The organism is Alkalicella caledoniensis (assembly GCF_014467015.1).
GTDB lineage: Bacteria > Bacillota > Proteinivoracia > Proteinivoracales > Proteinivoracaceae > Alkalicella > Alkalicella caledoniensis.
Window position 1 is genome coordinate 3,305,887 of record NZ_CP058559.1, and the last position, 24,089, is coordinate 3,329,975.

Genomic DNA, 24,089 nt, shown 5'->3' on the forward strand with positions numbered 1-24,089 from the left:
GGCTCTAAAATCCAGTTATTTTTCCGTAAGACTAGCTTGCAAACTCGGTATATTTTTGTTTAGGTGCCCCACACACTGGGCATTTATCTGGTGCATCATTGGGATGAGTATGACCACATACTTCGCAAACATAGACAGATGAAGGTGTATAATCTTTACCTGAGTCTACATCTTTTTTAGCAGCTTCGAAAAGCTCTGCATGTACTTTTTCAACTTCCCTTGCCCAGTGGAAGGTTCTTTTAGCATCCTTTTCTTCTTGAAGCTCTGCCACGGCAATATAGCTTGCATACATTTGATCAACTTCAAAAAGTTCTCCTTCTCGAGCGGCTTCAAGATTTTCTGAGGTACTGCCTACGCCAAAACCAGCCATAGATGGAACTAATTGATCGCCGTGGATGTTTTCGTGAACCTTAAAGTGGTTTTGTGCGTGTACCTTTTCAGCATATGCAACTGCTTCAAAGAGATTGCCCACATTTTTGAAACCGTCTTTTTCTGCCACTTTGCCCCAGTAACTATAACGCATATAAGCTTGGGATTCTCCACCAAATGCAGAACGTAAATTAGCTGCAGTCATGTTATCATCTTTAACCATGTAAAATCACACTCCTATAGAATTTTATCTTTAATAATGTATACAAAACCATTATTCCTTATACATATCTGTTTTAGAAAAAAGTACTTGATAATTGTTAACAAATTATCTGTGGACTTTGACGCCTTAGACTAATAAACTACATACAATGAGCATATAATTTTTAGTGATAAAGAAAGAGGAGTTGATAATATGAAGATTATGTTTTTAAGGCTACCCATAAAAATCTTTTGGAAAACCGTTGCCATAATTTTTATCACTGTAAATATTGGGATATATTTTTCTCAATTTACATTTGATAATATTGCAATATCAACGTTTACAGGATATAGTTTAAGTAGTTGGGAAAAATTATTGCTATCTGTTAGGGAATTTTATTTGGTAGGTTTCTAAATTGCAAGCAGGAATTTAAAAACTTATATTGAAATTAATAAGTAAGATGAAAGTAAAATAAAAGGAGATTTGAGGTAATGGAAAATCTATTGTCAGATTATCTGACCTATTTAAGGGTGGAGAGGGGGCTGGCAGAAAACACAGTACTTAGCTATGAGAGGGATTTAAAGAAATTCATAAGCTTCGCTAAGAAATCTGGGTTTACTAGCATTGAAAGCATACAAAGACAGCAAATAATTACATATCTGCTGAAACTACAAGGTGAGAATATGGCTCCTTCATCAGTCACAAGAAATCTGGCATCAATCAGATCTTTTTTCAGTTATCTAAATATAGAGAATCTAACTAAGAATGATCCTTCTAGTGACTTAGACTCTCCTAAGCTCTCAAAAAAACTACCTAAGGTTATAACAATTGATGAAGTTGAAGACTTGCTACAACAGCCTGATGAAACAGATAAATTCGGAATACGAGACAGAGCAATGCTAGAAATACTATACGCTACTGGTCTGAGGGTATCAGAACTAATTTCTTTAGATGTTGATGACGTAAATTTAGAACTTGGTTTTTTGAGATGTATTGGTAAGGGATCTAAAGAAAGAATAGTACCCTTAGGCAAAATTGCAATTAGTTATTTAAAGATTTACCTAGACAACACTAGAAATAAACTTGTAAAAACCATTGAACAAAAATCCTTGTTTGTTAATTTTCACGGTAGGAGACTTACAAGGCAGGGTTTTTGGAAGATTGTTAAGAAGTATGCAAATCAAGCTGGTATAAAGTCGGAAATAACACCTCATACATTGAGACACTCCTTTGCAACCCATTTACTAGAAAATGGTGCAGATTTAAGATCTGTACAAGAAATGCTAGGCCATGCAGATATATCAACAACTCAGATTTATACCCATGTAACTCAGAAAAAACTTCAAAAGGTCCATAAGGAGTTTCATCCTAGGGCCTAATCTTTTTAATGCAAGAAGTCAGACGTCTTACACTGGTGAAGGTATAATATAAGCTATAAAACTGACGTAAGAAGATATATAGCTGATAATATTATTAAAGGCTTCAGATAAGCATAGACAATACTCCCTTGAGGCAATATAAAAATTAGATAAAATACTACTACTAAGGAGGAAAAATGATGAATTCAATTAAAAGAGTTATATTGTTAGTACTAGATAGTGTAGGCATTGGTGCCTTGCCAGATGCGGATAAATACAACGATGTTGGTTCCAACACCTTGGGGAACATTGCCAAAAAAGTAGGAGGACTAAAACTACCTACCTTAGAAAAAATGGGACTAGGCAATATTCATCCCATAGAAGGTGTCAAAAATGTTGAAGAACCAGTTGCATCCTACGGTAAAATGATGGAAAAATCCCCAGGGAAAGATACCACAACAGGGCACTGGGAACTGGCAGGAATTATATTAGATGAGCCGTTCCCCACATACTTAAATGGGTTTCCACAGGACTTGCTAAAGGAGTTCGAAAATAAAATAGGAACTAAAACCATTGGTAACTATGCTGAATCCGGAACTAAAATCTTAGCTGACTTAGGAGAAGAACATCAAAAAACAGGTTATCCAATTGTTTATACCTCAGCTGATAGCGTTTTTCAAGTTGCTGCCCATGAAGAAGTTATTCCTTTGGAAAGACTGTACGAAATCTGCAAAATTGCCAGGGAAATGCTACAAGGAGAACATGCAGTTGGTAGAGTAATAGCTAGACCTTTTATTGGTGAGCCAGGAAATTACGTTAGAACTGAAAATAGAAAAGATTTTTCTCGCTTACCAGATACAAAAATTGTTTTACAGTCTTTAAATGAGGCTGGATTAGACGTTGTGGCAGTAGGTAAGATACATGACATTTATAGCGGGCTAGGTATTAACAGAAGCTATAAATCAAAATCCAACCTACATGGATTAAACAAGACCATTGATTTAATTAATGAGGACTTTTCTGGACTCATTATGACAAACCTAGTTGACTTTGATATGATGTACGGTCATAGAAACGATGTGGAAGGTTACGCTAAAGCACTAGAAGAGACTGATGGTATGTTAGAAGTAATTATTCAAAACATGAAGGATGAAGACCTGCTGATCGTAACAGCTGACCATGGATGCGACCCTACACATCCAGGAACAGATCACACTAGAGAGCACGTCCCTGTATTACTATATGGCAAGAATATTAAACCTGTAAACTTAGGTACTTTAGAAAGTTTTACAGATGTTGCAGTAACACTCACTAAAATATTTGCATTGGATGATAAGTTCCCAGGGAAAAGCCTAATTTAAAGGAGGTTTTAAAATGAAAAACATTATGGAAAGGCTTAAAGAAACAGTAAGTTATATCCAAAAAAAAGTGGATTATAAGCCAGAAATAGGACTGATTTTAGGTTCCGGATTGGGCGTCCTTGCTGAAGATATTGAAAATCCCATCTATGTTCCATATGGTGATATTCCTAATTTTCCCATCTCAACAGTTGTAGGGCACGCAGGACAGTTGGTTTTTGGTAGCCTAAATGGCAAGAAAGTTGTGGCAATGCAAGGGAGATTTCACTACTATGAGGGATACTCCCAAATGGAGGTTACCTTTCCTGTAAGGGTTATGAAGTTACTGGGGGTTGACAAGTTAATAGTTACTAATGCAGCAGGTGGTGTCAATGAAACTTTTAATGTTGGTCAACTAATGCTCATCAAAGACCATATCAATTTAACAAATTACAATCCCCTTATAGGTCCGAACTTAGATGAGATGGGTGTTAGATTCCCAGACATGGCCAAAGCCTACACACCTGAACTGAGAAAACTTGCTAAAGCCGTAGCACAAAACCTAAACATAGACCTTGCAGAGGGTGTTTATGTAGGTTTTACAGGCCCTAATTATGAAACACCTGCTGAGATAAGGCTTACTAGGACCATAGGCGGCGATGCAGTTGGGATGTCAACTGTGCCAGAAGTTATAGTTGCAAGACATTGTGGGCTAGATGTTTTAGGTATATCATGTATTACCAACATGGCTGCTGGTATACTAGATGTTGCACTTGACCATAGGGAAGTGATTGAGGTAACCCAACGAGTCAGATCTGAATTTATTACACTTGTTAAAAACATAATTAGGGAAATGTAGGGGGAGATAACATGCGTCTATTAGATAAAATAAAAGAGGCAAAGGACTATATAAATGGAGTTGCAAATATTGAGCCTCAAGTTGGTCTGATATTAGGTTCTGGATTAGGTACTTTAGCTGATGAGATAGAAAATAAGGTAGTGATACCCTATGGGCAGATACCTCATTTCCCAGTATCTACTGTTGTAGGTCATGAAGGGCAACTTGTTATTGGGAAATTAGAAGGTAAAGAAGTAATAGCCATGCAAGGACGATTCCATTATTATGAAGGCTACACACTTCAAGAATTAACATTTCCAGTATATGTTATGAACGCTTTAGGGATAAAAGCACTTGTTGTAACTAATGCATGTGGTGGATTAAACAAAAACTTCTCTGCTGGTGATTTAATGTTGATTACTGATCATATCAATACATACTTTACAAATCCTCTAATTGGATCAAATTATGAAGAGCTAGGGCCACGCTTTCCAGATATGTCAGAAGCGTACAATAGAGAATATATAGCTTTAGCAAAAAAGATAGCAGACGAACTAAATATCGAAATCCAGCATGGTGTATATGCACCGATTACTGGTCCATCATATTCAACCCCTGCTGAACTTAAGATGCTAATAACATTAGGTGGCGATACAGTAGGGATGTCAACAGTACCAGAAGTTACTGTTGCTAACTATCTAAAAATAAAGGTCCTAGGAATATCATGTATAACTGATATGGCCATTCCAGATGAATTGGAGCCATTAACCCATGAGCAAGTTGTTAAAATAGCTAACCAAACAAGACCTAAATTTATCAGTCTAGTTAAAGGATGGCTACAAGAGGTGACAATCTCGTGAGAACTGTTGATATAATTCTAAAAAAACGCATGGGAAAAGAATTAAGGGAGAATGAAATTGAATTTTTAATCCAAGGATACAACAATGGTGAAATACCAGATTACCAGATGTCTGCATTTGCAATGGCAGTCTATTTTAAGGGAATGACCTCACAAGAGACGGCTTATTTGACCAACAGTATTATATCTTCAGGGGATACCATAGACCTAAGTATGATTGAAGGGATAAAAATTGATAAACACTCCACAGGGGGTGTGGGCGATACCACCACTTTAGTGCTGGCCCCTTTAGTTGCGGCAGCAGGAGCTCCTGTGGCTAAAATGTCAGGAAGAGGGTTAGGGCATACAGGAGGAACACTAGATAAGCTAGAGGCCATTCCAGGCTTTAAGATTGATTTAAACAAAGAGGAATTTATAGATATTGTTAATACAACAAAAGCTGCTGTAATGGGACAAACAGCTAAACTTGCACCTGCCGATGGGAAACTCTATAGTTTAAGGGATGTAACCGCTACCGTTGACAGTATACCCTTAATTGCAAGCTCTATAATGAGTAAAAAGCTCGCTGCAGGGGCTGACGGTATAGTATTGGATGTAAAAACCGGTGATGGAGCATTTATGAAAACCAAAGAAGACTCTTTCAGACTAGCCCAAGAAATGGTTGGTATTGGTACTCACTTAAATAAAGAAACAGTAGCTTTTATTACTGATATGGATCAGCCTTTAGGAGAAGCCATTGGAAACAGTTTAGAAGTTATTGAAGCCATAGAAACATTAAAAGGCAGAGGGCCAAAGGATTTATTGGAACTATGCCTTGAGTTAGGTGCTCAGATGTTAGTTATTGCAAAAATTTATGAATCTGCTGGGGAAGCTAAAGTAAGGCTCCAGGAACTAATTGATGATGGAAGTGCCATTGAAAAACTTAAACAATTCATTGCAGCACAAGGTGGTAACCCCGAGGTCGTAAATGATTACCATCTGTTGCCTACGGCAAAAGAAAAGTTGGTTGTGTGTAGTGATGTTTGTGGATACGTCAGTAAAATTGAGTCTGAGGGATTAGGTACACTGGCTATGATTCTTGGTGCAGGCAGAGCGAAGAAGAGTGACCCTATAGATCACGGAGTTGGAATAGTAATTCATAAAAAAGTTGGTGATGAAGTAACCCAAGGAGAAAAAGTTGCCACACTATATGTAAATACTATTGTTAACGAAGAAGACTTAATAAATGAATGTTTAAATAAATTTACCTTCTCTGGAGAAAAAACAAAAAAACCAAAGCTAATATATGGGCTAGTTACAAAAGAGGGAATAAAAAAGTACTAGGAGTAACCCTCAACTGTTAACCTGCTTACCCTATACAGGCTAAAATTTTATTAATAATTGGTATTATTTTCATAAATACGTGGAATTCTATTAATGAATTTTTTAGCCTAAGGAGGGTTTTTGGTGAATAGTATGAAGAAAAGTCTGATTTTGTTTTTGTGTGTAGCTTTAACAATGGGTTTTAGTTCAGTTGTAAGTGCTAATGAATTTGAATTAAATAGTCATTCAGCGGTTCTAATGGAACAGTCTACTGGCAAAGTGATTTACGAAAAAAATCCCCATGACTCATTACCCCTTGCCAGTGTAACGAAAATTATGACCATGTTACTGGCTTTAGAAGCTGTGGAGGAAGGTAAAGCCAGCTTAGATGATATGATGACAACCAGTAAAAGAGCCATGGATATGGGAGGAACTCAGATATTTTTAGAACATGGCGATCAAATATCCCTGCGAGATGCACTTGTTGCAGTTACCGTGGGATCGGCAAATGATGCTTCAGTTGTAATAGCTGAACATATAGCTGGCAGTTATGAAGGGTTCATCGACAGAATGAACGAACGGGCATTAGAATTGGGTATGGAAAATACCAAATTTGTTAATTCCTCAGGACTACCTGTTGAAGGTGGTAGTAATATGAGCTCAGCTTACGATATAGCTCTAATGTCCAGGGAGTTATTAAAACATGAAATAGTTTATGAATGGACTACCATACAATGGGATACAAACTTCATGGGAAAGGTTTATTTATCTAACACTAACATGAAATTCCTTAGGAATTACCCTGGTGCAGATGGTTTGAAAACTGGCTGGACAACTGAAGCAGGATACTGTGTGTCAGCCACAGCAAAGAGAGAAGATACTAGGTTTATAGTAGCCACCATGAAGTCAGAAAATCCTGATTTAAGACTTAAGGATGTTTCAACACTATTAAACCATGGGTTCGGGTCTTATAAAACTGTAACCATCAACAAAAAAGGCGATATCATACAAACTGTTGAGGTTGATAAAGGAAAAAACCTGACAGTAGATATAGTAGTAAAGGAAGATGTTTCTGCCCTTATGGATAGGAAACAACAAGAAAATGTAGAACATAGGGTTAATCTACCAGAAAAAATCCAGGCACCCCTTACGAAAGGCCAAGTTGTAGGCAATATAGAAGTGCTTTATAATGATGAGGTAATAAAGACAGTTGAACTAATAGTGAATGAGGATATTGAAAAGGCAGGGGTTTTTAGCCTTATGGGTAGAATGTTTAAAAACATGCTAGAGCGGGTAAGATAAGGGAGCAATATGCTCCCTTTTTTGTTTGATATTTATAGTTAGGCAGTTCACAGTGCAGATTAAAATCAGATGAATTATTTGAGATGTATGTTAATTACCGCAATATCAAATAGTCAATTAAATTCTTTTTGAAATTATGCAGGAAATATCCATTTTTTGGCGAAAAATATAAATAAAATAGTTACGCTAAAGGGGGATACTATTAATGTTCGTAAATCTTAAATATGTTGATAAATTTTTGATTGTACAGGTAAAAGGGGAACTGGACCATCACACTGCAGAGGAAATTAAAAACTCTGTAATGAAAGAACTAGAAAAGGAAATTGCCATAAACCTTATTATAGATTTTAGTGGTTTGAAATTTATGGATAGCTCCGGCATTGGAATGATCCTTGGTAGATACAAAGAAGTTCAAAAATTAGGTGGAAAGATGGCTATAACAGGGTTAAATAATACAGTGGAAAAAATAATCAAGCTATCTGGAATTCAGAAAATAATTGGTGTCTACAAAACCGCAGAGGAAGCTATTGCAAATTTGAAGGAGGAGAAATAGATGGAAAACTATATGGAGCTTATTATACCAAGTTACTCTAGAAACGAATCCTTTGCTAGATCAGTTGTTGGAGCTTTTTTAACACAGCTAGACCCTACATTAGACGAATTAAACGATGTAAAAACTGCTGTGTCAGAAGCAGTAACAAATGCTATAATACACGGGTATGGGAATAATGGAGGGGAAATCAGGATTTTATCCAAAATTACAAATAATATTTTTGAAGTTAAAATTATAGATCAAGGGAAGGGCATAGAAGACATAGAACAGGCTAGGGAACCACTTTATACATCTAAACCTGAAATGGAAAGATCAGGCTTAGGTTTTTCTGTGATGGAAGGATTTATGGATGAAGTAGAGATTATTTCTAAAGTAGGGACTGGAACTCAAATAACCCTGCGTAAGAAATTTAATAGTGTCCCCAGTGGACATTAGGGTGCTTTGACATGTGGGAGAGTATAAGGGATAAAATTACTCAGTATCCTCCATTAAGCCATGAAGAGGAAATAGAACTGTTTTTGCAAATAAGCCAGGGGGATTTAAAGGCTAGAGAAAGATTTCTGAATCATAACCTAAGATTAGTTGCAAAACTGGTAGAAAGATATAAAGGCGTCTATGACGAAGAAGATCTTTTTCAGATAGGTTCAATAGGATTATTAAAGGCAATAGATGGATTTGATCACCAGCATGGTACAAAATTTTCAACATACGCAGTTCCTAAAATTCTAGGAGAAATAAAAATGTATTTCAGAGATAACAACCCTGTTAAATTAAGTAGGCAGCAGGTTACTATATCCAGACTTGTTAAGGACTCTCAAGAACACCTGACAGCAGAGTTAGGAAGGACTCCAAAAATCAGTGAAATAGCAAGCAAATTAAATGTCAGTATTGAAGAAGTTGTAATGGCTATGGAGTCTTCTAGGAGTATGACATCCTTAGAGCAACCCATGGGGGATGATAGTGAACTAACTTTAAAAGACCTTATAGCTGACCTTAAATTTGATGAGTATGTAGATAATAAACTTTTATTAAAAGAGATTTTTTCAAAGCTAGATGCTGTTGAGAAAAAAATTATTATTTTGAGATATTTTCAGGAGAAATCTCAACAGCAAATAGCGGATTTGCTATCAATAAATCAAGTACAAGTTTCACGTTTAGAACGAAAAATAATAGAAAAATTAAAACAGGCCTATAATAAGGTATAACCTTGAGTTGAAATCGAGGTTATACCTTATTATTTTTATGGAATACTACTAATGGAGGCGTTTTAAATGACTAAGAAAATGTACAAATTAATATTTATAATTACATTGTTTCTTTTAATAATAAGCGCTACAGCTATTTTTATATATAGGCCTACCCCTTCAGATGAAGAAATTCCTAGAGGTAGTAAAAGAGTGGAAAAAGAACACAAGGTTGAGACAAAAGAAGTGTGCTAGTATATCTAAAGTTTAAAGAAAAGGTAATTATATATGAAGGGCATGACTTATTACTAAGGGATATAGCTGATATAGTAGTAGCTGAAGCGGAAGTTAATAATCAATTACAACAATTCAAATTAGGGTTATTAGATACAAAGAATAAAGGTACTCAGAAGCTGTTTTCCATTGATATAATCCAAAGAATCTTAGAGAATTTCCCAGATTTAAATCTTGATTTAATTGGAAAAGATGAGATAAACATAGAAATTATTACACAGAACTACTCAAACAGATGCTTAGTTATTGTTTTTACCTTGGTGCTTGCTTTTAGTCTAATTTTGATAGTAACTACACCTTTTCAACGGTATATTTATTATACAGGACTTGCCTTAGGTCTAATTATATTTTTTTATAGCATTGGGAAAGATATAAAAAGAGCAGAGTATGACATAATTGCTAGTGAAGAATTTGAAAGTTGCTACCAGTTAGAAGAACGATCTGCTCAAAAAGACAAATAGGGCAAAGGAGGCTAACTTATGTCAGTTGTGAAAGTTATTGAATTAGTAGGCGACTCTAACCAATCTTGGGAAGATGCTGCAAGTAAAGCCATATCGAGAGCACAAGATAGTGTAGATGGAATTACAGGTGTTGAAATAAAGAGAATGACTGCAGTTGTCCAAGACGGGAAAATTGTAGAATACAAAACAAATCTAGACGTGGCTTTCGAAGTGAAATAATCTACAAAAACCGAGTAACCCTCGGTTTTTTATATTTATTAACTAATTGACCTTACCCTGAGCTAAAGCAGTATAAAGCTTTTTAGAATATTTAACTATCGTTTAGGTGAAAATATTTTTAGACTTATTTAGGGAAGGTAGGGTAACTTTATGTCTAGTAAGAAACAAAATCAAATAAAACAGCAGAAGAAACAACAAGAATACAAGACTATGATTCAAAAAAAACAACCTAAACCCCCAGTGTTAAAAAACTGTTTTAATGCATTTTGGGTAGGTGGAAGTATATGTTTAGCTGGGCAGTTTCTTCAAACCTTTTATGCTAACGCCCTAGGTATGGATATCAAAGAAGCATCAAATCCCACAGTAGCCACTGTTATATTTATTGGAGGCCTATTAACAGGGTTAGGGATATTTGATAACATAGGGAAGTTTGCTGGGGCTGGCACTGCAGTACCAGTCACAGGGTTTGCTAACTCCATGGTTAGTGCAGCAATGGAATTTAAACGGGAAGGATTGGTGTTGGGTATAGGAAGTAAAATGTTTATATTAGCGGGCTCTGTTATAGTCTTCGGTGTTGTTACAGCTTTTGTAGTTGGTTTAATTTCTGCAATTATTTAGGAGGTAATTCCAAATGGTTACAAAAATATCGGATAAGAAATCTAAGAAATTAGGTAAGAGTACATATCAGTTTGAAAACCCACCGACTATTATTTCAAGTGCAACTGTAACTGGCCCAAAGGAGGGAGTAGGCCCCTACGGAAAATACTTTGACAAAGTTTACGGTGACACAATTATAGGTGAAAAGAGTTTTGAAAAAGCAGAAGCCAAAATGATGGAGGATGCTGTAAATTTAGCAATGCAAAAGGGAGATGTTACTGAAAAAGACATCGACGTTTTTCTAGCTGGTGACTTGTTAAATCAAACAATAACCTCAAACTTCAATGCCCTTCAGTTAGGCATACCCTTTTTAGGACTTTATGGAGCGTGCTCAACCTTTGTGGAATCAATCCTATTGGCATCCATGTTAATTGATGGAAATTTTGCCAAAAAAGCTTTAATAGCAACATCTAGTCACAACTCTTCTGCAGAAAGGCAATACCGATTTCCAACTGAATATGGTGGTCAGCGTCCTCCCTACTCACAACACACAGTAACTGGTTCAGGAAGTGCTGTTTTAGCATATGCGGGTATTGGGCCTAAAGTTACCCATGGAACCATAGGTAAAGTAATGGATATGGGCATCAAAGATCCTTGGAACATGGGGGCTGCCATGGCTCCAGCTGCAGCAGATACCATAGTAAACATTTTCAATGATACAAATACGACTCCCGATGATTATGATCTCTTAGTTACAGGAGATCTAGGCCTATTTGGCAGTAAAATAAATGAAGAACTTATTGCCTCACAAGGTATTGATATAAGCAAAATATACCAGGATTGTGGAGCAGAAATATTTGATTCAACTCAAGATACCCATTCTGGAGGAAGTGGTTGTGCATGTTGTACAGTTATGTCCCTAGGCTACTTCTTAAAACAAGATAAGTATAGGAAAATCATAGTAGTGGCAACAGGAGCACTACATAGTCCTACCACATATCAGCAGGGCGAAAATATACCAACAATTGCCCATGGGATCATAATACAGAAATAGGAGGGAAAATTTGTGAATATATACTTGGCAGCTTTTTTAGTAGGTGGATTATTCTGTGTTATAGGCCAGCTGTTATTAGACCTTACTACACTAACTCCTGCACATATTTTGTCGGGCTTTGTGGTGGTCGGTGGTATTTTAGGGGGTCTTGGTCTTTATCCAAAGCTTATTGAGTTTGCAGGAGCTGGTGCTAGTTTGCCGATTTCGAGTTTTGGCAATGCGTTGGCTCAAGGGGCTATGGCCGAAGCTAAACGGACAGGGGTTATAGGGGTATTAACGGGGATGTTTGAGCTTACAAGTACTGGTATTACAGCAGCCATTGTTTTTGCCTTTTTCTTTGCTTTAATATTTAACCCTAAGGGATAAATATGCTTACTTTGGATATACTAGGTACTTTGATAACACTTTTACTGATGGATATATTTAACTGGAAGAAGGTTTTTACTGCTGTTTTAGTTATGAATTTAATTACCCTTCTAATAGCTTTATTTTTAAAAACTGAATTTAGCTTTTTTAACATTGGGGGTATATTTAGTTATGTTGAAACTAATGGAGGCATACATTGGTTCATAAATTTGGTCCCATTTTTTACGGGAATTATTCTTGCCCAAAGTATTGATAGAGAGAACTTTGACCTAAGAATATTGATACCTTGGCAGTATAAGAACACATGGAATGCAGTGTTTTATAAATTGGGTTTTTACAGCTTGTTTTACCAGATCACAAAAATTATGTTGAGGGGGTAGGATTGAATGAAAAAGAAAATCATCATAGTAACAGATGGGGATAATGTGGCAAAAAGAGCAGTGGAAAGAGCCACAGAACAACTAGGTGGCAGATGTATCTCTGCTTCACACGGCAACCCAACAAAATTAACTGGACCGCAGATTGCAAGCCTTATAGAAAAGTCTAAAGGTGATCCCATAGTAGTAATGGTTGATGATAGAGGGCAGGCAGGGGAAGGTAGGGGTGAAAGGGTTACTGAGTATCTGGTCAATCATACAGATATTGAAGTCATTGGGGCATTAGCTGTAGCTTCTAACAGTCCTTATGTGGAAGGAATCACACCTGATGTTTCTATTACAAATCAAGGGAATATAATAGATGGGGCAGTGGATAAAGATGGGCAACCAGCTAATGAAGAATTGATTTTTGGAGATACCGTGGAAAACTTAGAACTACTTGGTGTTGAGCATGTTATTGGTATTGGAGATATAGGTAAAATGTGTGGGAAAGATGATTTGCGAAAAGGAGTACCTATTACTTTAAAGGCTCTTAAGGAGATATTAAGTCGCAATAATTATAATTAGTATAAGCGGGGGATAAAGTTGAAAGAGGATATTTTAGAGAAAAAACTCCATAAAGATCTTAGTAAAAATGTTGAAATCCTGGAGAAAAAGCTAGGAGTAGGTGTTAGCTTTGACGTAATAAATAGAGAGTTTATTATTGGGGGAAAAAAGGTCGCTCTATTTTTTGTAGATGGATTTGCAAAAGATGATGTGATGCTGATGATAATGCAGACACTATATCACATTAAAAGGGAAGAGATTGCCCTAAATACTGTAGCTAAATTGATGGACACTAAGATACCATATATCGAAGTTGACACACAGGAAAACTACGGTGACTGTATAGACAGTATTTTATCAGGTGCTTTAATCTTACTTATTGATGGTGAGAATATAGCAATTGAAATAGATGCTAGGGAGTATCCTGCTAGGGGTCCTGAAGAACCTGATGTGGAAAGGGTTACCAGAGGGTCTAGGGATGGCTTTGTTGAAACAATGGTATTCAACACTGCCCTTATACGAAGAAGAATTAGGGATCCTAGACTCAGGGTAGAGCATCTAAGTGTTGGTACTCGATCAAAAACTGATGTTGCAGTTTGTTATATACAAGATGTAGTAAATCCAGATTTAGTCAAAGAGATAAAAAATGATGTTGAAAATATCAAGGTGGATGGTTTGCCAATGGCAGAAAAATCTTTGGAAGAATTTTTGACTAAATCTGGCTTTACCCCTTTTCCTAAGGTGCGGTTTACTGAAAGGCCAGACGTAGCTGCAATCCATCTATTAGAGGGACATGTTGTTTTAATATGTGATACATCACCTAGTGTAATAATAGCTCCAGCTACATTATTTCACCATTTGCAACATGCGGAAGAATATCGACAAAGCCCACTAGTTGGGACTTATATACGTTGGATAAGAACAGTTGCTATTTTTTTCTCTTTATTTGTTACACCCCTTTGGCTAGCATTAGCTTACCAACCAGAAATTTTACCTGAAGGATTAGCTTTCTTAGGACCGGAGCAGGTTGGAAATGTACCCCTTTGGCTTCAATTTTTAATAGCAGAGGTTGGATTGGATATAATTAGAATGGCAACCATACACACACCATCACCTTTAGCCACGGCCCTTGGCATTATAGCAGCATTTATGATTGGCGATATTGCCATAGAAGTGGGCCTATTTACCGCTGAAGTTATTTTATATTTAGCGGTGGCAGCTTTGGGTACATTCGCAACACCTAGCCTAGAAATTGGACATACATTTAGGTTGTACCGTCTATTTCTTTTGATTTTAGTTGCTATTTTCCAGATTCCAGGGTTGATCGGGGGAACATTTATTTTTGTTATAATGGCAGCCACAACTAGATCATTTAAAGTGCCCTACCTATGGCCACTGATACCATTGAATTTATCTGCCCTTTGGGCGGTGATTATTAGAAAACCTGTACCTGTTAGTAAGTCGAGGCCATCGATTATTCGCCCCCAGGACAAGGACAGGATTTAAGGAGGCTATGTTTTATATGTTTAAAGTTAGTATTGGAATTCCTAGAGCTTTGCTCTATTATGATTTTTTACCCCATGTAGATACGTTTTTTAAAGCTCTAGGGGTAGAAGTGATTATATCACCCCCCACAACAAAAAAGATTATAGAAAAAGGTAACCAGTTATCCATAGATGAGGCTTGTTTACCCGTAAAAGTTTGTATGGGACACCTAGCCTACTTTGAAGATACTAAAGTAGATGGAGTGTTTCTACCCAGAGTGATATCCATAGAGAAAAACAAATTTATCTGCCCAAAATTTCTCGGGCTACCTGATTATGCTAAAGGAGCACTTAAAGGTAAGATAAATATATTCTCTCCAGATATAAAAATTAGTAGTTTAAAAGAATTTACTGATTCTTTAACTTATTTTTCTAAAGAACTATCAATACCGAAAAAAAATGTGATTACAGCTTTAAAAGAAGTAAATAAATCCTATGGAAGATATAAAGATAAATTGACTAGTGGGACGAACTTAATAGATTTCATAGACAAAAAAAATAGTCCTAAAAAAGACTTGAAAATTGCTTTGTTAGGACATGGTTATAATATCTATGACAAAGGAATAAATCTTGATATTTTTGATAAGATGACAGAATGTGCAGAGGTCAAAACCATTGAAATGTATACAGAAAAAGAGTTAGCCATGGGTAGGCAAGAACTACCTAAGCCCCTTTTTTGGACATATGGTGAGAAAATCCTTGCAGCAGCACTTTATTCCCTAAAATATTCAGATGTAGATGGAATTGTTGTGGTAACAGCCTTTGGATGTGGCCCTGACTCTTTTATAACTGAGTTAATTGGTCAGGCTCAAAGGAATTATACAAAAACACCACTTATGACACTTACTTTAGACGAGCACTCTGCAGAAGCAGGACTAGTAACTCGCCTTGAGGCATTCACAGATTTATTAACATTGAGGAGAAAAAAATTATGGGCATAACATTTCCCCTTTTCGGTTCAAGTTATATCACTATTAAAAGTTTATTGACCTGGTTGGGCCACGACGTGGTTTTGCCACCCCCAATAACTGAAAAAACCATGGCTTTGGGTACTAAACATAGTCCAGAGTTTGCATGTCTACCCCTTAAAATAACAACTGGCAGTTTTATTGAGGCCTTAGATAAAGGTGCAGACAGTATACTTATGGCTGGCGGAGTTGGACCTTGTAGATTCGGCTATTATGGCTATATTCAAAAAGGTATTTTAGAAGGATTAGGATACCAGTTTGACACATATATCATCGAGCCACCAGCTAGGGACTTTAAAGGGGCAATGGGAGTTATCAATAAGCTAAAGAGAAAATCATCATGGAAAGACTTGGTGTATTATATGTACCTAGCCTTGGCTAAACAGAAATACTTTGATGACTTACATAAGCTTGTTCTAAAAACAGCTCCATATGAGTACGGAAAGATCCAAAGTTTTTCCATATATAATAATTTTTTGAAGCAGATGGACCCATTATGTGATAAAAGGAAGATGGAAGAGCTTTATTTAAAGTATGTGGAAAAAATATCTAAATTACCCACGGATAAAGGAAAAAATGTTGTTAAAGTTAAGCTATTGGGAGAAATATATCTGGTATGTGAACCAGCAGCTAATCTATATATGGAAGAAAGACTAGCAAATCTTGGAGTAGAGGTTACACGGACAATTTATTTGGCTGACTGGTTTGGAGTGCATGTACTAAAGGATATGATCCCATTTATAAAAAAAGAAAGTTATTTAGATATAGCTAAAGATTACTTAGGACATATGATAGGGGGACACGGATTAGAAACAGTGGCTCACACTATTACTGCAGCAGAAGAAAAGTTTGATGGTGTGATTCAGGTTTATCCCTTTACATGCGCCCCAGAGATTATTGCACAAGGGATAGTAACAAAAATATCTGCTGAAAAGGGAATTCCTATTATTACTTTTTCCCTTGATCAACACTCAGGGGAAGCTGGAATTCAAACGAGACTAGAAGCGTTTACAGACTTACTATATCAAAAGAAAATGCTGAAGGAGGGGGAGCTACTTTATGTCTAAAGGAGTATACCTAGGAATCGATGTAGGTTCAGTATCTACTAATGTTGTGTTAATGGATAAAGATAAAAACCTACTGGAAAAACATTATATTAGAACACACGGGAGACCCATAGATGCTGTAAAAAAAGGATTAGAAAGCATAAAAGGATTTTGTAGTGATAAAAAAGTTCTAGGTGTAGGTACAACAGGGAGTGGTAGAAAACTTGCAGCCCAAATGGTTGGAGCTGATGTAGTAAAAAATGAAATAACTGCCCATGCTATGGCAGCACTAAGTTATAACGAAAAAGTTCAGACTGTCCTAGAAATAGGTGGACAGGATTCTAAAATTATTATTCTAAGGGATGGTATTGTTACAGATTTTGCTATGAATAGTGTATGTGCAGCTGGAACAGGTTCCTTTTTAGATCAGCAAGCATCTCGCTTAGGGATAAAAATTGAGGAGTTTGGACCATTGGCTTTGAAATCAAATGTGGAATTAAGAATAGCAGGTAGGTGCTCAGTCTTTGCCGAATCAGATATGATCCACAAACAACAGATGGGTAACCATATAACAGATATACTAGCTGGACTGTGTACAGCCTTAGTGAGAAACTATTTAAATAATCTTGGAAAAGGGAAGGATATACAAGGCCCCATTATGTTCCAAGGTGGTGTTGCCGCAAACCCAGGTATAGTAAAAGCCTTTGAAAAGGAGCTAAATCACAAAATTTTAATCCCAGAACATTTTGATGTGATGGGAGCCTATGGTAGTGCCATACTAGCACTACTGCTAGAGGATAAGGGTAGTGGAAGCATTTTTAATGGTTTCGGAGCTGTGGAGGATGACTTTTCTCCATCTTCCTTCATTTGTCAGGACTGTGGAAACGGTTGTGAAGTAGTAGAACTTTACAGAAACGGGGCAGTAAACGGCACATGGGGTGACAGATGTGGTAAATACCAAAACAAGATACAGCAAAAGACATCGTAGAGTTTAAAAGTAATAGTTATAGTAGGCGCACAGGAAAAAATCAAGCCCCTCTAAGTGAGACTTATGAGGGGCCTTTTTTTATACCACAGATAACCCTCTGCCCTCTTATGTCAATTTACAAAAACTTACACTGGTCCACAATTTTATGCTATAATTTAGAAATAAGGTTAAGGGGGGCTGTACGTGGACATAATTGTTAGTCATACAAATACTGATTTTGATGGGTTTGCTTCAATGCTTGCATGTACCAAACTATATCCCAACGGAAAAATGGTATTCCCAGGGAAGCTAAACAAGAATCTAAGGGAGTTCTTTTCCCTACATAAAGATGCATTTGAAGTGATTTTGCCATCGAAAATAATTCCCCAGGAAGTAAAAAGACTTATAGTTGTGGATACTGTATCCCAAAAACGATTGGGAAGTATAGGACCGCTTCTACTGAATGAAAAAATTGAGGTGATAGTTTACGATCACCACCCTATAAATGATCCTTTACCTAATAACATAAAGGCTATGATAGCTGAAGTTGGGGCAACTATAACCCTACTGGTGGAGGCAATAAAAGAGAGAAACATCCCTATTAGTCCTTTTGAAGCTAGTGTTTTTGCCCTTGGTATCTATGAGGATACAGGTAGTTTAACATATTCTACAACTACAGTAAGAGATGTGAAGGCAGTAGCCTATCTTCTTGAAAGAGGGGCAAAGCTTTCTCTAGTGTCAGAGTACATAACAAAGCCTTTAAATCAAGGACAACGTGAATTACTTGACCAACTCTTAGAAAATAGTAAGAACATAAAAATTAATGGTTGGAATATTTTACTAACAACAGGAAGTATGGATGAATTTATTGGTGGAGTAGGTGAAATCACCAAAAAGATTGGAAATTTAGAAGGTGTAGACGGTATATTTACTGTTGTGCATATGATAGATAGGGTTCATGTTGTGGCCCGTAGCTTAAATGAGGCCATGACTGTTCTTCCTCCAATTAGATCATTAGGTGGTGGGGGACATGAAAAGGCAGCGTCTGCTACTATAAAAGGAGACGACCTAGAAAAAATTGTTCATGATTTATTAGAGGCTTTAAAAGAAGTCCCCTCACCCATGCTAGCAAAAGATATTATGACAAGACCTGTGAAAACCATACATCAAGATACAAAAATAGAAGAGGCGAATAAACTTATGTTAAGATATGGGCACACAGGGTTCCCTGTTGTTGACAAAGACATACTGGTAGGTATAATTTCCCGGCGAGATGTTGATAAAGCTATCCACCATAAGCTTGGGCACAGCCCTGTAAAAGGGGTTATGTCTAGAAATATAGTTAAGATTAAAGAGAACACTAGTTTTATGGAAATACAAAAGCTACTTATAGAAAAAGATATAGGTAGACTACCTGTTGTGGATAAACACAATGCCATTGTTGGTATTATAACTAGGACTGATGTTTTAAAACTGATACATGGGGATGAAACACCTAGGTGGCATAAATCCTTATACAACTCAGAAGACTATAACCTAGCAAGTGTCAACGGCAATCTAAATAACGTGATAAACAGCCGACTACCCAAAAAGATTCAAGGACTTCTACTTCTTATAGGACAGAAAGCTGAGAAAGAAGGATACAAAGCTTACGCCATAGGGGGATTTGCTCGAGATCTTATTTTAGGATTACAGAATTTTGATATTGACATAGTGGTGGAAAACAACGCCATAGAATTTGCGGAAAAGCTTGTTAAATACTTAGGAGGTAAGCTTAAAACCTTCCCGCAGTTTGGCACTGCCACACTTACTCTAAAAGATGGCAACAAAATTGATTTTGCAACAGCTAGAATGGAGTTTTACCCATTCCCTGCTGCTATGCCAGAAGTTGAGGAAACAACAATTAAACATGACTTGTACCGTAGGGACTTTACCATAAACACATTGGGATTTAAGTTGAACAGTCCAGTTTTTGGTGATTTTTTAGATTTTTTCAATGGAAAAGTTGATCTAGAAAAAGGAATTATCCGTGTTCTTTATAATTTAAGTTTTGTGGAAGATCCCACAAGGATACTTAGAGCCATAAGGTTTGAAAGTCGTTACGGCTTTACCATTGAGGAACAAACATTAGGATTTCTAACTAATGCCTTGGAAAACAATATGTTAGCACAAGTAAAACCTAAACGTATTTTAGAGGAATTAAAGTTGATTTTATCTGAGAAAAATGGTTTGTTAAGTATGAATAGATCTATTGAGCTGGGAATCTTAGAGGGAATTTTCGGTGAAATAAGTAACAAAAAGCTATTAATAAGAGCTCTAGAGGAGACAAAAGTTCATATAAACCTGTACAAAAAGAAGGAAATTAAAGTAGACAATGAATTCCTTATATACGTACAAGTTATACTAAGCTTTTGCAATGAAGCTAAGCAGAAGGAGTTTTTAACTGGATTACAATTAGATAAAAGTCAGCTAGAAGACTTTGATTTCTTTTTTAATAATTACCAGGAGACATTACAATCCTTGAAAAATCCTCGCTATTTTTCAGCTAGCGAAATAGTTGAGACCTTACAGGGATATAAGAAGGAGAGTATGATTGTTCTACTTGCATTATCCTTTAATAGCACAGTACATAAAAGAATTCTTCTGTATGTAAAAGAATTTTCTAATATTGATATTGAAGTGACAGGGGAAGACCTTAAAAAAATGGGATTACAGCCAGGTCCGGTGTTTTCAGATATCATTAAAAAACTCAGAAAAGAAAAGATTGATAACAATCTATCTAGTAAAGAAGAAGAACTATTATGGGTAAGATCAGAATATTTATCCCAAGGACAAAAGGAGGATTTTTAATTGAGAGGATTAAATGAATTTTTAAACCAGATACACGTAATTCTACCAGCCCTTTTAATAGCACTTACATTCCATGAATATGCCCATGCCAAGGCCGCAGATTTATTAGGTGACCCAACTCCAAGACGATCTGGAAGGCTTACACTTAATCCTGTTGACCACATAGATCCCATGGGTTTGTTAATGTTAGTTTTTGTTAGGTTTGGGTGGGCAAGACCGGTGCCAATAAATCCCTTTAATTTTAGGGGAGATAGAAATAGAGGACTTATAATCGTGTCTGTTGCGGGACCATTAGCTAACCTAGTTTTAGGTTTTGTTAGTGTCATATTGTTTTATTTAGTTATTATTTGGGGGTCTCCCACAAGTAACGTAACCAATTACTTATATACATTTTTTCAATATCTAACCATGTACAACATTTACTTGATGCTGTTTAACCTAATTCCTATCCCGCCTTTAGATGGCTCAAAGGTACTTTCTAGTTTATTATCAAGTGATTTGCGTTATAGGTACCAGCAGGTTGAACAATATGCTCCATTTATTTTGATCTTGCTTCTAATGAGTGGCGTGATTCCTACTATTTTAGGTGAAATGGCCAGTGGTATAATAGGTAGTATGCATAGTATTGTAGTAGCTGTACTGAATGCTATCTTATAGGAGGGACAGCAAAATTGGAGTATAAAGTTAAACTATCTAGCTTTGAGGGACCCTTTGACCTACTACTACACCTTGTGGAAAAGGCACAAGTAGATATTAGTGAGATTTCCATTGGGGAAATAACAGAGGATTTTTTGAACGCCATACAGGACATAGAAGAGCTTGATTTAGAGACAACCAGTGAATTTTTAGTCGTTGCAGCCACCCTAATAGATATAAAGAGTAGAACATTACTTCCCACAAGGAGAAGTAATGTTGATGAAGACATTTTTGATGAAGACCCTAGGCAACAGTTGATTAGACGCTTGTTAGAGTATAAAAAGTATAAAGAGGTTTCTCAAGTTATGTTGGAGCTAGCCTGTGGGCAAGAACATTACCATACTAGGGCACAAGAAGTTATAGAGCCCCAATATAAGCCATTAACTTTATCTTTAAATCAGCTCTTTGGAGCTTTTCAAAAGGTTTTGATTAATTCTCAAAGGACCGAGACAACAGTTGAGAAGCAACACCATATAAAAAAAGAAGAAATAACAATAGGCGATCAAATGAATAGTATATTTGCCATATTATCTGAAAAGAAACAAGTATCCTTTTACTCCATATTGGAAAAAAGTACTTCCCGATACCATGTTGTTATATCATTTTTAGCAATTTTAGAATTAATAAGACTTAAAAAAATAACGGCTATACAGCAAGAAATGTTTGGAGAAATAACTTTAATGTTTAAGGAGGAAGTGGCTTAAATGGAAGAAAGAAGTGCATTAAAGGCTTGTATAGAAGCATTGCTATTCTCATCTGGTGAACCCCTAGCTTTAGCACAAATAGCTGAAGTTTTAGATACAACTCCTCTACTGATAAGTAAAGTTTTAGAGGAATTAAAGTCTGAAAAAGAAGAAAAAGGTGGATTACTCATCAGGGAAGTGGCGGGGGGGATTCAGCTATGTACTAAACCCCAGTACCACAAATTCATCCAAAAACTATTTGGGTTTGAGCGTTATAACAATCTAACCCCTGCCACAGTTGAAACCTTAGCAATTGTGGCATACAAGCAGCCCATAACCCGGGCGGAAATTGAGGATATACGTGGAGTAAAGGTTGAAAAAGCCATTGCTACACTGCAAAATAGAGGCCTTGTGGAAGAAGTGGGTAGAAAAGAGGGAACGGGTAGACCCATACTCTATGGAACAACCCAAGAATTTCTAAATCAATTTGGACTAAAAGATCTAAAAGAACTACCAAATTTACTAGAAACATCATGATACGTTCTAGGTTGCTGAAAAACCTTCAGTTTGTTAAAAACACAGAAACCTACCAACCAACTGTAAACCAAAACGCCGAGAGGAGTATCAGACTGATGACAAAGTCATTTTTTAGCCATCCTGACTTCCAAAAAGGCTAGATGGTTTTGAATGTCAGGGTCCTACAAGAGGACCCCCTACCAGTCTCCTCGAATTAATTGTACTGCTTTTTAATATACACATCTAGGGTCAATGACTTTGTCTTAGGTTTGTCTACAAGCTGAAACGCCGAGAGGCGTTTTTTTAATGTTTAAAATGTTATTATTTGGGAAACATAAGTTATATTCTGATTTATTTACAGCTTTTTGAGAGTAGGTGTAGAAGTGTCAGTATACTGGTTTATCCCCCCCGTGCTGTGGTTAATTGTTATGGTTAGCCCAGTTACACTAAATGTGCAAGTTAAAAAAAGAGGTAAGGATGAAAGAATTGACGTGGGTGTTCGTTTATTTTGGGGCCTTATACATTTTGATTTAGATGTACCTAAGATATTATTTAGAAAAAATAGTATCCAAGCTGAAACAGAGTTAGAGCAATCCCACAAAAAGCCCTATGTTGATAAAAAGATAAAATTTCCTTTGAACTTTAAACTGTTTCTCGAAATGGTTTGTGAGCTAATTGTCAAAAAAAATGAGATCTTAAAGAAGCTAAAATTATTTCAGAAAATAAGTAAAAGAATAGTTAAGCTTGAGTACTTCAACTGGGAAACAGAGTACGGCTTAGATGACGCTGCCTTGACAGGTGTTGTATATGGATTTATTTGGCAAGGAAAATCAGCCTTACTATTTATAATGAATAAAATGATGAAATTTAAATGTAAACCAAAAATTAAACTTTTCCCTGAATTCAACAGATATGTGTTTAAAACTGAGTTAAACTGCATATTTAAGCTTAGGGTCGGTTACATTATAATTATCAGTATGTTTTTTTTAACCATGGTTTTAAAATACAAAATTTCCAAAAAACTAGGAGGTGGAAAAGGTGTCAGAGCATCCAATTCAAGGGTTAATGAAAACGGCAATGGAAAGCATCAAGGAGATGGTAGATGTTAACACTGTTATAGGTGATGCAGTTGAAACACCCGATGGTAGTGTAATTATACCAGTTTCAAGAGTAGGATTTGGTTTTGCAGCCGGTGGTACTGAATTTGAAGCCCATGATCATGAGAATGAAGAGTTACCTTTCGGTGGTGGTAGTGGTGCTGGTGTTTCTGTACAACCTGTGGGCTTTTTAGTTGTAGGTAATAATCAAGTTAGATTGCTACCAGTGAGCAACAATGCTATCTACGACAGGTTAATTGATGCAGTTCCTCAACTAATGGAAAGAGTTCAAGAAATGTTTAACGAGAAGGGCAATGGTAATGGTGGAGATCAACAGAAACTCCAGAAAATAGAAGCACAACTTGCTCAACTACAAGCACAAGTAGGAAACCCATAAAGAGAAGGCGAAAGCCTTCTTTTTTCATTGTAAATCCTTTTTCTACTTTCCGCTTTCCAACTTTCGACCTTCCACCTTTCCAACTAACAACTAATGGAATTTTTACT

The 24,089-nt window shown here is 36.4% G+C and carries 29 protein-coding genes; 28 read left to right on the forward strand and 1 reads right to left on the reverse strand.

Annotation, left to right across the window (positions count from 1 at the left end; translation table 11 throughout):
- Nucleotides 1-31: 31 nt before the first annotated feature.
- Nucleotides 32-592 carry a rubrerythrin family protein gene (locus HYG86_RS16125; protein ID WP_213166589.1) on the reverse strand — a complete coding sequence of 187 codons (561 nt, stop codon included), beginning with the start codon at nucleotides 590-592 and terminating at the stop codon, nucleotides 32-34.
- A 192-nt stretch (nucleotides 593-784) separates the two neighbouring features.
- Here HYG86_RS16125 and HYG86_RS16130 point away from each other — a divergent pair, with 192 nt between their 5' ends.
- From HYG86_RS16130 to ytfJ, 28 genes are all read left to right on the forward strand, one after another.
- Nucleotides 785-985 (forward strand): hypothetical protein, encoded by a 201-nt coding sequence (locus HYG86_RS16130; RefSeq protein WP_213166590.1) that lies wholly within the window; start codon nucleotides 785-787, stop codon nucleotides 983-985.
- Nucleotides 986-1,062: 77 nt separating this feature from the next.
- Complete coding sequence (gene xerD / locus HYG86_RS16135; RefSeq protein ID WP_213166591.1) at nucleotides 1,063-1,950, forward strand: site-specific tyrosine recombinase XerD; 888 nt, start codon at nucleotides 1,063-1,065, stop codon at nucleotides 1,948-1,950.
- Nucleotides 1,951-2,138: 188 nt separating this feature from the next.
- A complete protein-coding gene (locus HYG86_RS16140; RefSeq protein ID WP_213169333.1) occupies nucleotides 2,139-3,290 on the forward strand; it encodes a phosphopentomutase in 1,152 nt (383 codons plus the stop codon).
- A 13-nt stretch (nucleotides 3,291-3,303) separates the two neighbouring features.
- Nucleotides 3,304-4,125 (forward strand): purine-nucleoside phosphorylase, encoded by an 822-nt coding sequence (locus HYG86_RS16145; RefSeq protein ID WP_213166592.1) that lies wholly within the window; start codon nucleotides 3,304-3,306, stop codon nucleotides 4,123-4,125.
- 11 nt (nucleotides 4,126-4,136) lie between these two features.
- The gene (locus HYG86_RS16150; protein WP_213166593.1) at nucleotides 4,137-4,964 is read left to right on the forward strand and encodes a purine-nucleoside phosphorylase; all 828 of its coding nucleotides are present in this window, start codon (nucleotides 4,137-4,139) and stop codon (nucleotides 4,962-4,964) included.
- Nucleotides 4,961-6,286 carry a pyrimidine-nucleoside phosphorylase gene (locus tag HYG86_RS16155; RefSeq protein ID WP_213166594.1) on the forward strand — a complete coding sequence of 442 codons (1,326 nt, stop codon included), beginning with the start codon at nucleotides 4,961-4,963 and terminating at the stop codon, nucleotides 6,284-6,286. The genes HYG86_RS16150 and HYG86_RS16155 overlap by 4 nt, the downstream gene beginning before the upstream one ends.
- A 132-nt stretch (nucleotides 6,287-6,418) precedes the next feature.
- Complete coding sequence (locus HYG86_RS16160; protein ID WP_246451979.1) at nucleotides 6,419-7,567, forward strand: D-alanyl-D-alanine carboxypeptidase family protein; 1,149 nt, start codon at nucleotides 6,419-6,421, stop codon at nucleotides 7,565-7,567.
- Between the two features lie 205 nt (nucleotides 7,568-7,772).
- Nucleotides 7,773-8,120: an anti-sigma F factor antagonist gene (spoIIAA, locus tag HYG86_RS16165; protein WP_213166596.1), complete on the forward strand. Its 348-nt coding sequence runs from the start codon at nucleotides 7,773-7,775 to the stop codon at nucleotides 8,118-8,120.
- Nucleotides 8,121-8,555 (forward strand): anti-sigma F factor, encoded by a 435-nt coding sequence (gene spoIIAB, locus HYG86_RS16170; protein ID WP_213166597.1) that lies wholly within the window; start codon nucleotides 8,121-8,123, stop codon nucleotides 8,553-8,555. It abuts the gene before it with no gap.
- Nucleotides 8,556-8,566: 11 nt separating this feature from the next.
- The gene (locus HYG86_RS16175) at nucleotides 8,567-9,325 is read left to right on the forward strand and encodes a sigma-70 family RNA polymerase sigma factor (RefSeq protein ID WP_213166598.1); all 759 of its coding nucleotides are present in this window, start codon (nucleotides 8,567-8,569) and stop codon (nucleotides 9,323-9,325) included.
- A gap of 66 nt (nucleotides 9,326-9,391) precedes the next feature.
- Nucleotides 9,392-9,559: a hypothetical protein gene (locus HYG86_RS16180; protein WP_213166599.1), complete on the forward strand. Its 168-nt coding sequence runs from the start codon at nucleotides 9,392-9,394 to the stop codon at nucleotides 9,557-9,559.
- Entirely contained in the window at nucleotides 9,553-10,059 is a 507-nt protein-coding gene (locus tag HYG86_RS16185; protein ID WP_213166600.1) for a stage V sporulation protein AA, read from the forward strand. Before HYG86_RS16180 ends, HYG86_RS16185 begins: the two co-directional genes overlap by 7 nt.
- Before the next feature lie 18 nt (nucleotides 10,060-10,077).
- Nucleotides 10,078-10,278, forward strand: a complete 201-nt coding sequence (locus HYG86_RS16190; protein WP_213166601.1) for a dodecin family protein — start codon at nucleotides 10,078-10,080, stop codon at nucleotides 10,276-10,278.
- 150 nt (nucleotides 10,279-10,428) lie between these two features.
- Nucleotides 10,429-10,896 carry a stage V sporulation protein AC gene (gene spoVAC, locus HYG86_RS16195; RefSeq protein WP_213166602.1) on the forward strand — a complete coding sequence of 156 codons (468 nt, stop codon included), beginning with the start codon at nucleotides 10,429-10,431 and terminating at the stop codon, nucleotides 10,894-10,896.
- 13 nt (nucleotides 10,897-10,909) lie between these two features.
- On the forward strand, nucleotides 10,910-11,929 hold the full coding sequence (spoVAD, locus tag HYG86_RS16200; RefSeq protein ID WP_213166603.1) for a stage V sporulation protein AD: 1,020 nt from the start codon (nucleotides 10,910-10,912) through the stop codon (nucleotides 11,927-11,929).
- A gap of 12 nt (nucleotides 11,930-11,941) precedes the next feature.
- Nucleotides 11,942-12,295: a stage V sporulation protein AE gene (gene spoVAE / locus HYG86_RS16205; protein ID WP_213166604.1), complete on the forward strand. Its 354-nt coding sequence runs from the start codon at nucleotides 11,942-11,944 to the stop codon at nucleotides 12,293-12,295.
- Between the two features lie 2 nt (nucleotides 12,296-12,297).
- The gene (locus tag HYG86_RS16210) at nucleotides 12,298-12,675 is read left to right on the forward strand and encodes a hypothetical protein (RefSeq protein WP_213166605.1); all 378 of its coding nucleotides are present in this window, start codon (nucleotides 12,298-12,300) and stop codon (nucleotides 12,673-12,675) included.
- Nucleotides 12,676-12,681: 6 nt separating this feature from the next.
- Complete coding sequence (locus HYG86_RS16215; protein WP_213166606.1) at nucleotides 12,682-13,239, forward strand: stage V sporulation protein AE; 558 nt, start codon at nucleotides 12,682-12,684, stop codon at nucleotides 13,237-13,239.
- 18 nt (nucleotides 13,240-13,257) lie between these two features.
- Nucleotides 13,258-14,724: a spore germination protein gene (locus tag HYG86_RS16220; RefSeq protein ID WP_213166607.1), complete on the forward strand. Its 1,467-nt coding sequence runs from the start codon at nucleotides 13,258-13,260 to the stop codon at nucleotides 14,722-14,724.
- A 16-nt stretch (nucleotides 14,725-14,740) separates the two neighbouring features.
- Entirely contained in the window at nucleotides 14,741-15,703 is a 963-nt protein-coding gene (locus HYG86_RS16225; protein WP_213166608.1) for an acyl-CoA dehydratase activase-related protein, read from the forward strand.
- Nucleotides 15,694-16,797: an acyl-CoA dehydratase activase-related protein gene (locus HYG86_RS16230; RefSeq protein WP_213166609.1), complete on the forward strand. Its 1,104-nt coding sequence runs from the start codon at nucleotides 15,694-15,696 to the stop codon at nucleotides 16,795-16,797. Before HYG86_RS16225 ends, HYG86_RS16230 begins: the two co-directional genes overlap by 10 nt.
- A complete protein-coding gene (locus tag HYG86_RS16235; RefSeq protein WP_213166610.1) occupies nucleotides 16,790-17,764 on the forward strand; it encodes an acyl-CoA dehydratase activase in 975 nt (324 codons plus the stop codon). The genes HYG86_RS16230 and HYG86_RS16235 overlap by 8 nt, the downstream gene beginning before the upstream one ends.
- A 183-nt stretch (nucleotides 17,765-17,947) precedes the next feature.
- The gene (locus HYG86_RS16240) at nucleotides 17,948-20,593 is read left to right on the forward strand and encodes a CBS domain-containing protein (protein WP_213166611.1); all 2,646 of its coding nucleotides are present in this window, start codon (nucleotides 17,948-17,950) and stop codon (nucleotides 20,591-20,593) included.
- Nucleotides 20,594-21,250 carry a site-2 protease family protein gene (locus HYG86_RS16245; RefSeq protein WP_213166612.1) on the forward strand — a complete coding sequence of 219 codons (657 nt, stop codon included), beginning with the start codon at nucleotides 20,594-20,596 and terminating at the stop codon, nucleotides 21,248-21,250. It begins immediately after the preceding gene.
- 14 nt (nucleotides 21,251-21,264) lie between these two features.
- Nucleotides 21,265-21,993: a segregation and condensation protein A gene (locus HYG86_RS16250; RefSeq protein ID WP_213166613.1), complete on the forward strand. Its 729-nt coding sequence runs from the start codon at nucleotides 21,265-21,267 to the stop codon at nucleotides 21,991-21,993.
- A complete protein-coding gene (gene scpB / locus HYG86_RS16255; RefSeq protein WP_213166614.1) occupies nucleotides 21,994-22,509 on the forward strand; it encodes an SMC-Scp complex subunit ScpB in 516 nt (171 codons plus the stop codon).
- A 344-nt stretch (nucleotides 22,510-22,853) separates the two neighbouring features.
- Nucleotides 22,854-23,597: a DUF2953 domain-containing protein gene (locus tag HYG86_RS16260; RefSeq protein WP_213166615.1), complete on the forward strand. Its 744-nt coding sequence runs from the start codon at nucleotides 22,854-22,856 to the stop codon at nucleotides 23,595-23,597.
- Entirely contained in the window at nucleotides 23,527-23,982 is a 456-nt protein-coding gene (gene ytfJ, locus HYG86_RS16265) for a GerW family sporulation protein (RefSeq protein WP_213166616.1), read from the forward strand. The genes HYG86_RS16260 and ytfJ overlap by 71 nt, the downstream gene beginning before the upstream one ends.
- The last annotated feature ends 107 nt before the right edge of the window (nucleotides 23,983-24,089 follow it).